Raw genomic sequence first — 13,148 nt, 5'->3', positions numbered from 1 at the left:
TCGTCAATCGGCGATCGCCTATCCCGCACTCGAGAACGACGTCACATGGATCTGAATTTCACCGCAGACGAGGAAGCGTTTCGCGCGCAGGTGCAGCGCTTTCTCGCCGACAAGCTGCCGCCGCGCATCTCGCGCAAGGTGAAGGGCGGCTTGCGGCTCACGCGCGACGACATGCGCGAATGGCACGCGACGCTCAACGCGCAGGGCTGGCTCGCGAGCCACTGGCCGCGCGAATGGGGCGGCCCCGGCTGGAGCGTCGCGCAGAAGTTCCTGTTCGACAACGAGTGCGCGCTCGCGGGCGCGCCGCGCATCGTGCCGTTCGGCGTGAACATGCTCGGCCCCGTGCTCATCAAGTACGGCAGCGAAGCGCAGAAGCGCCGCTGGCTGCCGCGCATCCTCGACGGCACCGACTGGTGGTGCCAGGGCTATTCGGAACCGGGCGCGGGCTCCGATCTTGCGTCGGTCGCGACGAGCGCGGTGCGGGGTGTCGACGCGCAGGGCGATCACTACGTCGTGAACGGCCAGAAGACGTGGACGACGCTCGGCCACTACGCGAACATGATCTTCTGCCTCGTGCGCACTGCGACCGACGTGCGCAAGCAGGAAGGCATCAGCTTCCTGCTCGTCGACATGAATTCGCCCGGCGTCGAGGTGCGCCCGATCGTCACGCTCGACGGCGAGCATGAAGTGAACGAAGTGTTCCTCACCGACGTGCGCGTGCCCGCCGAGAACCTCGTCGGCGAAGAAAACAAGGGCTGGACCTACGCGAAATACCTGCTCACGTACGAGCGCACCAACATCGCGGGCATCGGCTTCTCGGTCGCGGCGCTGGAAAAGCTGCGCGCGGTCGCGGCGAAGGTGAAGAAGAACGGCCGGCCGCTCGCCGACGATCCGCTCTTCGCCGCGCGGCTCGCGCGCGTCGAGATCGAGCTCGAGAACATGAAGACGACGAACCTGCGCGTGCTCGCGGCCGTCGCGGGCGGCGGCGCGCCGGGCGCGGAGAGCTCGATGCTGAAGATCCGCGGCACGCAGATCCGGCAGGAGATTTCGTCGCTGTTGCGGCGCGCGATGGGGCCGTACGCGCAGCCGTTCGTCGACGCGGCGCTCGACGCCGACTACGACGGCGAGCCGCCGGGCGGCCTGCCCGAAGCGGCGAGCGCGGCGGCGCAGTACTTCAACAATCGCAAGCTGTCGATCTTCGGCGGGTCGAACGAAATCCAGAAGAACATCGTCTCGAAGATGATTCTCGGGCTTTGAGCTTTGCATGGGACCAGGGTAAGCGCTGAAGCGCCAACCCTGGTCGACAGCTTTGCATGGGGCCAGGGTAAGCGCTGAAGCGCCAACCCTGGTCGACAGCTTTGCATGGGACCAGGGTAAGCGCTAAAGCGCTAACCCTGGTCGACAGCTTTGCATGGGACCAGGATAAGCGCTGAAGCGCCAACCCTGGTCGACAGCTTTGCATGGGGCCAGGGTAAGCGCTGAAGCGCCAACCCTGGTCGACAGCTTTGCATGGGACCAGGATAAGCGCTAAAGCGCTAACCCTGGTCGACAGCTTTGCATGGGACCAGGGTAAGCGCTGAAGCGCTAACCCTGGTCGACAGGAAACGACTATGGACTTTCAACACACCGAAGACCGCCGGATGCTGGCGGACAGCCTGAACCGCTTCATCGCCGAGCAATATCCGTTCGCCGCGCGCGACCGGATCGCGCTGTCGGATGCCGGCTACAGCAGCGACATGTGGCGGCGCTTCGCCGAGCTGGGCGCGATCGGCGCGCTCTTTCCGGAGGACTGCGGCGGCTTCGGCGGCGCGGGCTTCGACATCGCGCTCGTGTTCGAGTGCCTCGGGCGCGGGCTCGTCGTCGAGCCGTTCGCGGGCGCGCTGATGGCAGGCCGCGCGCTCGCGCAGGCGGGCGGCGACGCGCATCGCGCGCGGCTCGCGGCGCTGATCGACGGCCGTGCGATCGGCGCGTTCGCGCACGCGGAGCCCGATACGCACTACGAACTGCACACGGTGAGGACGCGCGCGACGCGCGAGGGCGATCGATGGGTGCTCGACGGCACGAAGGCCGTCGTCGACTGCGGCGAGCACGCGACGTTCTACGTCGTCAGCGCGCGCACCGCGGGCGCCGACGACGACGCGGCGGGCCTGTCGCTGTTCGTCGTGCCGAAGGCGGCGCCGGGCGTGTCGGTGCGCGGCTACCGGAAGATCGACGGCGGCCGCGCGGCCGACGTGCGCTTCGCGCGCGTCGCGCTCGAAGGCGACGCGCTCGTCGGCGCGCCGGGCGAAGCGGCCGGCGCGATCGAGCGCGCGATCGGCTTCGGCCTGCTCGCGCTCGCGGCGGAAGCGCTCGGCGCGATGGACGTCGCGAAGGCGCACACGCTCGAATTCCTGCGCACGCGCCGCCAGTTCGGCGCGCCGATCGGCAGCTTCCAGGCGCTGCAGCACCGGATGGCGGACGTGCTGCTCGAGATCGAGCAGGCGCGCTCGGCGGTGATCAACGCGGCCGCGCAGCTCGATGCGCCGCGTGTGGCGCGCGAGCGCGCGCTGTCGGCCGCGAAGTACAGCGTCGGGCGGATCGGCGCGCTCGTCGCCGAGGAGAGCATCCAGCTTCACGGCGGCATCGGGATGACGTGGGAGCTGCCGCTTTCGCACTACGCGAAGCGGCTCGTGATGATCGATCACCAGCTCGGCGACGAAGATCATCATCTCGCGCGCTACGTCGCGCTGTCGAAGCCGCAGTCGATGCAATGACCGCGGACCAACGGAGGAGACGAAGATGCGCAACGAACTGGGCGCGCAGCCGCTCGCGGGCGTCAAGGTGCTCGATTTCTCGCGCGTGCTGGCCGGCCCGTGGTGCGCGATGGTGCTCGCCGATCTCGGCGCGGAGGTGATCAAGGTCGAGCACCCGGCGCGCGGCGACGATACGCGCGACTGGGGCCTGCGCGTCGGCGATACCGAGACGACCTACTTCAACAGCGTGAACCGCAGCAAGCGCTCGATCTGCGTCGATCTGCAGACGGAAGCGGGGCAGCGCATCGCGCGCGAGCTCGCCGCGCAGGCGGACGTCGTCGTGCACAACTTCAAGGCGGGCGGCGCGGAGAAGCTCGGCCTCGGCTACGGCGCGCTCGCCGCGCTGAATCCGCGGCTCGTTCATTGCGCGATCTCCGGCTACGACCGCTCGGGCCCCGAGGCGAGCCGGCCGGGCTACGACCTCGTCGTGCAGGGCGAGGCCGGCCTGATGGCGCTCAACGGCGAAGCGGGGCGGCCGCCGCTGAAGTTCGGCGTCGCGGTCGCGGATCTCTTCACCGGCATGTACTCGGCGCAGGCGATCCTCGCCGCGCTCTACGAGCGGCACGCGACGGGGCGCGGCCGGCGCATCGAGATGGCGCTCTTCGATTGCGGGCTGATGGTCACGTCGTACTACGGGCTGGAGGCGCTCATGATGGGCGAGGACCCGCCGCGCTACGGCAACGCGCATCCGTCGATCGTCCCGTACGGCGTGTTCGACGCGGCGGACGGCCCCGTCGTGATCACGGTCGGCAACAACCAGCAATTCGCGCGCTTTTGCGACGTGATCGGCCGGCCGGAGCTCGCGGCCGACGCGCGCTTCGCGACGAACATCGCGCGCGCCGCGAATCGCGCGGAACTGCTGCCGGAGATTCTTCGCGAGCTCGGCCGCCGGCCGCGCGCCGCGCTGCTCGCCGCGCTCGCCGACGCGGGCATCCCGTGCGGCGAAGTGCTCGGCTTGCGCGAGGCGCTCATGTCGGAGCGCGCGCAATCGGCGGGGCTCGTCACGCGGCAGCCGCATCCGGTCGCGGGCGAAGTCGACGTGCTCGCGCCGCCGTACCGGTTCGACGGCGAGCGCCTGCCCGTGCGCGGCGCGCCGCCCGCGCTCGGCGCGGATACCGAACGCGTGCTCGGCGACTGGCTCGGCCTGTCCGCGCGCGAGATCGCGCAACTGCGCAGCGAGCGCGTCGTCTAGCGCGCGGCGCGTTCGCACGGCAGGCGTTCTGCGCGCAAACGGGCGCGCTCGCCGTGCGGGCCGTCGCGCACCGAAACATCAGACGAAATGCGCGGGCGCGCACGAATCGTCCGGCGATCCGGACGGCCGCAATCCGGAAATCCGGATTTCCGGATTGCGCGCGCTCGTCACGATTCGGAAAAGCCAGAGAAATCAACAGGCTGAGCCTGATCGAGCGGCTGGCATCGACCTTGCGAAGTAAACGCCCAAGGCCCGCCTAGGCCTCATTACTACAGCAAGGAGACATTCGATGCCCCACCTCGTCCACCTCCCTCGGATTCGCTGAGGCCATCGCTTGTTGCGGCGCGGCAGCCGCGCGGGCGAGTGGCACCCCTGACATTCGTCCGCGCGCGTGACGCCGGCCGGCTTCGACTCATCCTCTCTCTTCTCTGGAACCATCGTGAAGAAACCGTTCTATAAAGTCCTCTACGTGCAGGTGATCTTCGCCATCGTCGTCGGCGTGCTCCTCGGTCACTACTACCCGTCGCTCGCCGTCGACATGAAGCCGCTCGGCGACGGCTTCATCAAGCTGATCAAGATGGTGATCGGCCCGATCATCTTCTGCACCGTCGTGACGGGCATCGCCGGCATGCAGGACATGAAGAAGGTGGGGCGCGTCGGCGGCAAGGCGCTGCTGTATTTCGAGATCGTGTCGACCTTCGCGCTCGTGCTCGGCCTCGCGGCGACGCACATCCTGCGTCCCGGCGTCGGCTTCAACATCGATCCGGCGACGCTCAACGGCAAGGAAGTCGCGTCGTACGCGGCGAAGGCGCACGGCCAGTCGACCGTCGACTTCCTGATGCACATCATCCCGAACACGATGATCGACGCGTTCGCGCAAGGCGAGATCCTGCAGATCCTGCTGATCGCGCTGCTGTTCGGCAGCGTGCTCGCGCATCTCGGCGATCGGGGCCGCGTCGTCACCGACTTCATCGACGGCATCACGCGCGTGCTGTTCGGCATCGTGCACATCGTCACGAAGCTCGCGCCGATCGGCGCGTTCGGCGCGATGGCGTTCACGATCGGCAAGTACGGCGTCGGCTCGCTGGTGCCGCTGCTCAAGCTGATCGGCACGTTCTACCTGACCTCGGTCGTGTTCGTGCTCGTCGTGCTCGGCGCGATCGCGCGCTTCACCGGCTTCTCGATCATCCGCTTCGTCGGCTACATCAAGGAAGAGCTGCTGATCGTGCTCGGCACGAGCTCGTCGGAGGCGGCGCTGCCGCAGCTGATGGAGAAGCTCGAGAAGGCGGGCTGCTCGCGCTCGGTCGTCGGCCTCGTCGTGCCGACCGGCTACTCGTTCAACCTCGACGGCACGAACATCTACATGACGATGGCCGTCCTCTTCATCGCGCAGGCGACCAACATCGAGCTCACGTGGATGCAGCAGCTCACGCTGCTCGCGGTCGCGATGCTGACATCGAAGGGCGCGAGCGGCGTGACGGGCGCGGGCTTCATCACGCTCGCCGCGACGCTCGCCGTCGTGCCGACCATTCCGCTCTCCGGCATGGTGCTGATTCTCGGCATCGACCGCTTCATGAGCGAGTGCCGCGCGCTGACGAACATCGTCGGCAACGGCGTCGCGACGGTCGTCGTGTCCGCGTGGGAGAAGGAGCTCGACCGCGCGAAGCTGCGCGCGGCGCTCACGGGCAACGGCGAAGCCGCCGCGGGCGAAACCGCCCGCGTCTGACGATGAGCGGGAACACGGCGGGGCGCGCAGCGGCGCCCGCGCCGGGCGGGGCCGGGCCGGGCGCGCCGACGCGCGCGTCGCTCGGCCCCGCGGCCTTTTCGGGCGGGGGCTATGCCACAATAGACGATCCTTACAGTCCGGAAGCCGTCACCGTGAAGCGCCGCCTGCTCGTCCTTCTCGCGCTCGCCGCGATGCTCGCGGCGGCGTGCGCGCTCACGTGGGCCGTCACGTGGCGGCGCGGCGTCGCCGATCTGCGCGACAGCGCGGCGGCGCGCGTCGACCGCACGACCAACGCGCTGAAGAGCACGCTCGACCGCTACGAATCGCTGCCTTACCTGCTGGGCGGCCACCCGTTCGTGCAGGACGTTCTCGCCGCGCCCGGCAATCGCCGCCGCGTGAACCGCGCGAACCTGTACCTCGAGGACATGAACCGCCACGCGCACGCGACGGCGACTTACGTGATCGCCGCGAACGGGCTGTGCGTCGCCGCGAGCAACTGGCGCGGCCCGGACAGCTTCACCGGCATCGGCTACCAGTTCCGTCCGTATTTCATCGATGCGGTGAAGGGCGGCACGGGCCGCTTCTTCGGGATCGGCACGATCTCGCGCGATCCCGGCTACTACATCTCGCAGCCCGTGCGGCGCGACGGCAAGATCATCGGCGTCGCGGTCGTGAAGCTCAATCTCGAATGGTTCCAGGGCGCGGACGCGTCGGAGCCGCTCGTCGTCGCCGACGATCACGGCGTGATCTTCCTGTCGTCGGTGCCCGAATGGAAGTACCACACGCTCAAGCCGCTGCCGGGGCCGATCGCGACGTCGATTCACGAGACGCGCCAGTACGCGCAGCATCCGGTGACGCCGCTGCCGCTGCGCGTCGAGCGCGTGCTCGGGCCCGATGCGCAGATCGTCCGGATGGGCGCGGGGCGGCGCGCGCCGCGCTATCTCGCGACGCGCCGCCTGCTCGGCGAGCCCGACTGGCAGCTCGTCACGCTCGCGCCGATCGAGCCCGTCGACGCCGACGCGCGCAACGCGACGATCGTCACCGCGTTCGGCTTCGTGTCGCTCAGCCTGCTCGCGTTCTACTGGCGCACCCGCCGCGCGCGCGTGAAGGAGATGCTGCGCAGCCGCGTGCTGCTGCAAAGCGCGTATGCGGAGCTGAACCGGCGCGTCGAGGAGCGCACGGCCGATCTGTCGCAGGCGAACGCGCGGCTCAAGCAGGAAGTCGGCGAGCGGATTCGCGCGGAGCACGAGCTGCGCGCGGCGCACGACGAGCTCGTCCAGGCGAGCAAGCTCGCCGCGCTCGGCCAGATGGCGGCCGGCATCACGCACGAGCTGAACCAGCCGCTCGCCGCGCTGCGCAGCTTCTCCGACAACACGCGCGTGCTGCTCGACCGCGGCGATCAGGCGGCCGCGCGCGAGAACCTCGAGGCGATCGCGGCGCTCACCGAGCGCATGGGCAAGATCACCAATCAGCTGAAGCTGTTCGTCGGGCGCGCGAAGCCGCGCAACGAGCAGGCGCACGTCGCGCGCGCGCTGCGCAACGTGCTCGCGCTGCTCAAGGAGCGGTTGAAGGGCGTCGAGCTCGCGATCACGCTGCGCGACGAAACGCGCGATCCCGCCGAAGCGGCGCGCTTCGATCCGTCGCGCGACGAGCCGGCGCTCGTCGCGCGCTGCGAGGATCTGCGGCTCGAACAGGTGCTCATCAACCTGCTCGGCAACGCGCTCGACGCGGTCGCGGCGGCCGCCGCGCCGCGCATCGACGTGACGATCGACGCGACGGCCGCGACGCTTGCGATCGTCGTGCGCGACAATGGGCCGGGGATTGCGCCGGAATCGCTCGCGCGGCTGTTCGAGCCGTTCTTCACGACGAAGGAAATGGGGCGCGGGCTCGGGCTCGGCCTCGCGATCTCGTCGTCGATCGCGCGCGACGCGGGCGGCTCGCTCACCGCGCGCAACGCGCCGGCGGGCGGCGCGGAGTTCGTCTTGACGCTGCGCCGCGCGCGCACGCATCATCCGGACACTTCCGCCGCGAGCTGAGCGCGCGTCCGCGCGCGGCCCGCACAGCATCATTGGGTGACAGAAGATGGCGAACCGCCTGCAAGTGATCTACATCGAAGACGACGAGCTCGTGCGCCGCGCGGGCGTGCAGAGCCTGCAGCTCGCGGGCTTCGACGTCGTCGGGTTCGGTTCGGTCGAGGCGGCCGAGAAGGCGATCGTCGGCGATGCGGCCGGCGTGATCGTGTCCGACATCCGCCTGCCCGGCGCGAGCGGCCTCGATCTGCTGGCGCAGTGCCGCGAGCGCACGCCCGACGTGCCGGTCGTGCTCGTCACCGGGCACGGCGACATCTCGATGGCCGTGCAGGCGATGCGCGACGGCGCATACGATTTCATCGAAAAGCCGTTCGCGGCCGAGCGCCTGATCGAGACGGTGCGGCGCGCGCTCGAGCGGCGTGCGCTCGTGCTCGAGAACCACGCGCTGCGGCGCGAGCTCGCGGGGCAGGGCGTCGTCGCGCCGCGGATCATCGGCACAAGCCCGGCGATCGAGCAGGTCCGGCGGCTGATTGCGAACGTCGCGCCGACCGACGCGTCGGTCCTCATCAACGGCGACACGGGCGCCGGCAAGGAGCTGATCGCGCGCAGCCTGCACGAGCTGTCGCCGCGCCGCGACAAGCCGTTCATCGCGGTCAACTGCGGCGCGCTGCCGGAGCCGATGTTCGAATCCGAAATGTTCGGCTACGAGCCGGGCGCGTTTACCGGTGCGGCGAAACGCCGAATCGGCAAGCTCGAATACGCGTCGGGCGGCACGCTGTTCCTCGACGAGATCGAGAGCATGCCGCTCGCGCTGCAGGTGAAGCTGTTGCGCGTGCTGCAAGACGGCGTGCTAGAGCGGCTCGGCTCGAATCAGCCGATTCGCGTGAATTGCCGCGTGATCGCGGCGGCGAAGGGCGACATGAGCGAGCACGTCGCGGCCGGCACGTTCCGGCGCGATCTGCTGTATCGCCTCAATGTCGTGACGATCGCGCTGCCGCCGCTCGCCGAGCGCCGCGAGGACATCGTGCCGCTCTTCGAGCACTTCATGCTCGACGCGGCGGTTCGCTACGGGCGCCCCGCGCCGCTTCTCACCGATCGGCAGCGCGCGAGCGTGATGCAGCGCGACTGGCCGGGCAACGTGCGCGAGCTGCGCAACGCGGCCGACCGCTTCGTGCTCGGCGTGACGGAGGGCATCGTCGGCGACGCGGGCGCAGGGGACGCGCAAGAGGATGCCGGGCAGTCGCTCAAGGAGCGCGTCGAGGAATTCGAGCGGGCGGTGATCGCCGAGACGCTGAACCGCACGGGCGGCGCGGTCGCCGCGACGGCCGACAAGCTGCACGTCGGCAAGGCGACGCTCTACGAGAAGATGAAGCGCTACGGATTGACGGCGAAGGGAGAAACGGACCGCTGACGCGGCCCGTCGTCGAGCGATCCGTTCGAGTTCGAGGGGAGGCGGCGCGGCCGGAAGGCTTGCGCGCTTGCGTGCTTTTATGCGCTCGTGTCGAGCGCCTTTTGCAGCAGCTGGTCGAGCTCCGCGAACTGCGGCGCGCCGACGTAGCGCTTCAGGATCTTGCCGTCCTTGCCGATCACGAACGTCGTCGGCGTCAGCTGAACGTTGCCGAACTGTTTCGCGACGCTGCCGTCGTCGAGCGCGACCTTGAACGGCAGCTGGCGCGTTTGCGCGTAGTTCGCGACGTACATCGGCGGATCGTAGTTCATCGCGACCGCGACGAATTCGAGCCCCTGGCCCTTGAAGCGGTTGTACGTTTCGACCATCTGCGGCATTTCCTGCATGCAGGTCGCGCAGCTTGTCGCCCAGAAGTTGACGAGATAGACCTTGCCCTTCAGATCGGCGGCGGTCGAAATCTTCTGGCCGGACAACAGCGTAAACGTTGCTTCGGGCGCGCTGGACTTGCCGTTGAACGCGAAATAGCCGGCGACGGCGATCGCGACGGCGGCGACGGCGATCGCCACGTAGCGCAACGGGCCGGCGCGGCGGCCGGTGGGGGCGGGAGCGGGGCTCATCTGCAAGACCTCTGGAATGCGGACTCCGGGCGACGCCGCGCGGGGCGTCCGACCGGTGCGAACGGCGCTCATTGTACCGTCAATCTGGCGCGCGCACCGGCGCCGCGCGTTCGCGCCGGCCGGCATAATGCGGCTTCGTTCAACGTTCATTGCTACCCGTTTTCTTCATGATTCGTGCCGCTCTTCGCCACGCGCGCTCGCTTCGTCCGCTTCGTCGGCCCGGGGTGGCCGGCCTGTCGGCTCCTTTACGCCCGCGGCGGCCGGCGCGCACGCTTGTCGCGTCGTTCGGCGCCCGCGCGCGCCGCGCGGCCATGGTGCTCGGCGCGCTCGCGTCGCTTGCCGCCTGCTCGCCCGCTTACGACTGGCGCACGCTGCACAACGACGCCGGCTACACGATCGATCTGCCGGCCAAGCCGACCGTCGAAGAGCATCCGGTCGCGATCGGCGGGGCGCCGATGAAAATGCGGATGCAGGCGGCGCACGTTGGCGGCGCGGTGTTCGCGGTCGGCACGGTGATGCTGCCGGACGATCGCGACGCGACCCAGCACGCGGTGCTCGACTATCTGCGCACTGGTTTGGCGCGCAATCTGCGCACGCAGCCCGCCGAGCAGGCGGTGCTCGTGCCGCTCGCGGCCGGGGGCCAGGCGGCGGGCGTCGAGCTGCGGATGAGCGGAGCGCCCGACGGCGCGTCCGGCGCGCAGGGGCAGGCGGGCGGGGCGTCGTCCGGCGTGCGAGCGTCGAAGACGGTGATTGCGCGGCTCGTCGCGCATGGCCGGCACGTGTACGAAGTGATCGTGATATCCGATGCGCCGCTCGCATCCGAGCCGCTCGAACAATTTTTCGGCTCGTTAAAACTCGATTGATCGGGCGACGCAGGCCGCCTAAGAGCCGATGCGAAAGTGAAAGTTCCTTCGCAAGAACGGTGGCTAATCGCCGGATTTTGCGGGATTTTTCCGGCTATCCACAGACTGTGTGGATAACTTTGTTGAAAAGTTCGGCGGGTGGGCGGCAAAGGCCCACCGGAGGGGCTTTCAGTTAGATTGCCCGCAATCTTCGCACTTGCAAAAAATCAATAAAATCAATGCATTGCAAAATAGGCTTCAAGTGATCGGTGGGGCGCGCGATAGTCGGGTCGGTTTCCGCTAATTGTGCATAAGTCAAGTCTTGACAGGCATTTTTTTGCCAATCGATCGAAAGTGGCCGACCTCGAAGCTGTGCGCGGAGGGCCGCTGACGGCGGGGGGAGGCCGGCTCCGGCGGTCTCCGCTCGCCTCGCGCGGCGCGTTGGCCGATGTCGGCTGGCCGGCTGGAGGAGGAATGGGCCGGAAAAGGGGGCCGGAAAAATGGGGCCGGAAATGGGGCGGGAAAGGGCCGGCCGGCAGCTTGCCGGCGCGTTCGCGCATCGAGCGTCGATGTGGCGATCGCACGTTCGCGCGCCGCGCTTCGGTGCTCGTCTGATCGCGGGCGAGGTCCGCCGGGCCGTGGCGCGACGCCTGAACCACATTTGCCGGGCAAACGAAAGCGCCGGGCGTTGCGGCTAACCGGCGCAGCGCGCTCCGTCGAATATGCCGGCGCCCGTGCCGCCTTCCTCCGGTTGCGGGGCGGCTGGCAGGCTCGAGCGCCGTTCGTGCTTCGTCAATGCGGCTTCTATCGCGTCGCGGACCGCGGACGGGGTGTCGAGCAGATAGAAATGTCCGCCGTCGAACGTCTTGCGTTCGATCGGGAGCGTCGACGCGCGCCGCCAGTCGTGCAGCCCGTCCTCGGACAGCACCGCATCGCGTTTGCCGGCGAAGACCGTGACGGGCACGGGCAGCGGCGTCGGCGACGCGAGTGGGAAGAACGCCTCGACGATCCGGAAATCCGCCTTCGCGAGCTTCAGCAGGATCGCGCGCAGCTCGTCGTGCGCGAAGACTTCGGGCGGCGTGCCGCCGAGCGACGCGAGATGATCGACGATCGCCGCGTCGGGACGCGCGTGGACCGGATGCGCGCGGCGTCGCGACGCCGCAAACGGCGAATCGGCTCCCGACACGCCGAGCCAGCGCGGCGGACGCCCGAGTTGCGTCATATCGTGCGCGAAGCAATACGCGACGAGCGCGCCCATGCTGTGGCCGAAGATCGCGTAATCGGCCGGAAGCTCGGGGGCGAGTTCGCGCAGGTAGTCGCGCAGTTGCGGCAGCGTGTCGAATGCGGGGCGGTGGAGGCTTCTGCCGCGGCCCGGCAGCTCGACGAGCCATACCTCGATGTGGGCCGGAAACGCGGCCGCCCATCTGTAGTAATTCGTCGCGGAGCCGCACGCGTGATGGAACATCAGCAGCCGGTGCCGCGCGCGTTCGCGCCGGTCGGGAATGGTGAGGGTGCCGGGCAGCAAGGCCATGCGCGATCGCTCCAGTCAGGGAAGGCCAATCCTGGACGGTCCGGCGGCGTCGCGAATGCTCGCGGCGCGGGGCGCCGGACGGTGTCGTCGTTGAGGTTCGGTGCGTCAATCGGCGTACTATATTACGATTTGCCGCTGCTTCCCGTCGTCGCTTCGCGGTACGATCGCCCGGCCTGGCCGCGCCCTCTTCCTCGGCGGCAGCGCGTCGGGCGCGGAGATTACCGGACCCATTGCGCGACGCTCGCGTGGCGGCGAGCGACGATTCCGGAACGCATTTCGAACGCCTTTCCGCGTTTGCGTCACGCAGGCGCCGCTTGAAAATCGCTGCTTGAATGGCGGCGATCGCCGGCCGTGCGAGGGCGTCGATCGACCGGTTGCCGAGGCGATGATTTCGTGCCGCTCGTAACCCGGTGGGCATCCCGATCGCGGCTCGGCACGGTCCGTCAAGCAGGCGTCAAGCAGGCGCCGAGATGGCCATGGATACTTCTTTGCCTACCGTCCGCGGATACGACCATGACGATTCTCGTTCGCGCCGCCGCCCCCGCCGACCAGCCCGCGTTGCGCCGGCTCTATTTGCGCGCGCGCCGCGGCACGTTCGCCTGGTTGCCCGCCGACGGCTTCGCGCTCGATGATTTCGACGAACACACCCGAGGCGAATCGCTGCTCGTCGCGCAAGCGCCGCGCGAGGGCATCGTCGGCTTCATCTCGGTGTGGGAGCCCGACTGCTTTCTCCACCATCTGTACGTTGCGGGTTCGCGGCTGCGCGAGGGAATAGGCAGCGCGTTGCTGCGCGCGCTGCCCGGCTGGCCCGCCACGCGCTATCGGCTCAAATGCCTGCGATTGAACGAGCGCGCACTCGCGTTTTATCGCGCACACGGGTTCGTCGAGATCGATTCGGGCGTATCCGAGGACGGCGACTATCTGCTGCTGGAACTCCGCCCGACGGGCGGCCGATGACGTGCGGCCGCCGAGCGGCTCGCGACGGCGCCGCGCATTCGAGCCTGCATCGC

10 protein-coding genes are annotated in these 13,148 nt (G+C 68.9%); 8 read left to right on the top strand and 2 right to left on the bottom strand.

The window, feature by feature from the left end:
- Nucleotides 1-45: 45 nt before the first annotated feature.
- The 6 genes from WS78_RS17475 (at nt 46) to WS78_RS17450 (ending at nt 9,151) form a co-directional block, all read left to right on the top strand.
- Nucleotides 46-1,257: an acyl-CoA dehydrogenase family protein gene (locus WS78_RS17475; protein WP_038750609.1), complete on the top strand. Its 1,212-nt coding sequence runs from the start codon at nt 46-48 to the stop codon at nt 1,255-1,257.
- Nucleotides 1,258-1,610: 353 nt separating this feature from the next.
- On the top strand, nt 1,611-2,753 hold the full coding sequence (locus tag WS78_RS17470; RefSeq protein ID WP_038750607.1) for an acyl-CoA dehydrogenase family protein: 1,143 nt from the start codon (nt 1,611-1,613) through the stop codon (nt 2,751-2,753).
- A 25-nt stretch (nt 2,754-2,778) separates the two neighbouring features.
- Nucleotides 2,779-3,984: a CaiB/BaiF CoA transferase family protein gene (locus tag WS78_RS17465; protein ID WP_038750604.1), complete on the top strand. Its 1,206-nt coding sequence runs from the start codon at nt 2,779-2,781 to the stop codon at nt 3,982-3,984.
- A gap of 436 nt (nt 3,985-4,420) precedes the next feature.
- Nucleotides 4,421-5,710 (top strand): dicarboxylate/amino acid:cation symporter, encoded by a 1,290-nt coding sequence (locus tag WS78_RS17460; RefSeq protein WP_038750637.1) that lies wholly within the window; start codon nt 4,421-4,423, stop codon nt 5,708-5,710.
- 2 nt (nt 5,711-5,712) lie between these two features.
- Nucleotides 5,713-7,746, top strand: a complete 2,034-nt coding sequence (locus WS78_RS17455) for a sensor histidine kinase (protein ID WP_038750601.1) — start codon at nt 5,713-5,715, stop codon at nt 7,744-7,746.
- A 46-nt stretch (nt 7,747-7,792) separates the two neighbouring features.
- The gene (locus WS78_RS17450) at nt 7,793-9,151 is read left to right on the top strand and encodes a sigma-54-dependent transcriptional regulator (RefSeq protein WP_038750598.1); all 1,359 of its coding nucleotides are present in this window, start codon (nt 7,793-7,795) and stop codon (nt 9,149-9,151) included.
- 77 nt (nt 9,152-9,228) lie between these two features.
- Here WS78_RS17450 and WS78_RS17445 read toward each other — a convergent pair whose 3' ends face one another.
- Nucleotides 9,229-9,765 carry a TlpA disulfide reductase family protein gene (locus WS78_RS17445; protein WP_038750595.1) on the bottom strand — a complete coding sequence of 179 codons (537 nt, stop codon included), beginning with the start codon at nt 9,763-9,765 and terminating at the stop codon, nt 9,229-9,231.
- A gap of 311 nt (nt 9,766-10,076) precedes the next feature.
- Here WS78_RS17445 and WS78_RS17440 point away from each other — a divergent pair, with 311 nt between their 5' ends.
- Nucleotides 10,077-10,628, top strand: a complete 552-nt coding sequence (locus tag WS78_RS17440; RefSeq protein WP_038750592.1) for a hypothetical protein — start codon at nt 10,077-10,079, stop codon at nt 10,626-10,628.
- A 673-nt stretch (nt 10,629-11,301) separates the two neighbouring features.
- Here WS78_RS17440 and WS78_RS17435 read toward each other — a convergent pair.
- Complete coding sequence (locus WS78_RS17435) at nt 11,302-12,138, bottom strand: thioesterase II family protein (RefSeq protein ID WP_082717688.1); 837 nt, start codon at nt 12,136-12,138, stop codon at nt 11,302-11,304.
- Between the two features lie 513 nt (nt 12,139-12,651).
- On the opposite strand from WS78_RS17435, the gene WS78_RS17430 reads away from it, so the two are divergent.
- Nucleotides 12,652-13,095, top strand: coding sequence for a GNAT family N-acetyltransferase (locus WS78_RS17430; protein ID WP_038750589.1), 444 nt, complete (start codon nt 12,652-12,654; stop codon nt 13,093-13,095).
- The last annotated feature ends 53 nt before the right edge of the window (nt 13,096-13,148 follow it).

It is taken from the genome of Burkholderia savannae (assembly GCF_001524445.2).
In the GTDB taxonomy this organism is placed as follows: domain Bacteria; phylum Pseudomonadota; class Gammaproteobacteria; order Burkholderiales; family Burkholderiaceae; genus Burkholderia; species Burkholderia savannae.
The sequence above is the reverse complement of the archived record's forward strand: the minus strand, read 5'-3'. Positions and strand labels throughout refer to the sequence as shown.

What these genes read in the sequence shown, in the direction of transcription:
- WS78_RS17465 (WP_038750604.1), top strand. Translation starts at nt 2,779, where the DNA reads ATGCGCAACGAACTGGGCGCGCAGCCGCTCGCGGGCGTCAAGGTGCTC.
- WS78_RS17455 (WP_038750601.1), top strand. Translation starts at nt 5,713, where the DNA reads ATGAGCGGGAACACGGCGGGGCGCGCAGCGGCGCCCGCGCCGGGCGGG.
- WS78_RS17440 (WP_038750592.1), top strand. Translation starts at nt 10,077, where the DNA reads ATGGTGCTCGGCGCGCTCGCGTCGCTTGCCGCCTGCTCGCCCGCTTAC.
- WS78_RS17435 (WP_082717688.1), bottom strand. Translation starts at nt 12,138, where the DNA reads ATGGCCTTGCTGCCCGGCACCCTCACCATTCCCGACCGGCGCGAACGC.
- WS78_RS17470 (WP_038750607.1), top strand. Translation starts at nt 1,611, where the DNA reads ATGGACTTTCAACACACCGAAGACCGCCGGATGCTGGCGGACAGCCTG.
- WS78_RS17450 (WP_038750598.1), top strand. Translation starts at nt 7,793, where the DNA reads ATGGCGAACCGCCTGCAAGTGATCTACATCGAAGACGACGAGCTCGTG.
- WS78_RS17475 (WP_038750609.1), top strand. Translation starts at nt 46, where the DNA reads ATGGATCTGAATTTCACCGCAGACGAGGAAGCGTTTCGCGCGCAGGTG.
- WS78_RS17430 (WP_038750589.1), top strand. Translation starts at nt 12,652, where the DNA reads ATGACGATTCTCGTTCGCGCCGCCGCCCCCGCCGACCAGCCCGCGTTG.
- WS78_RS17445 (WP_038750595.1), bottom strand. Translation starts at nt 9,765, where the DNA reads ATGAGCCCCGCTCCCGCCCCCACCGGCCGCCGCGCCGGCCCGTTGCGC.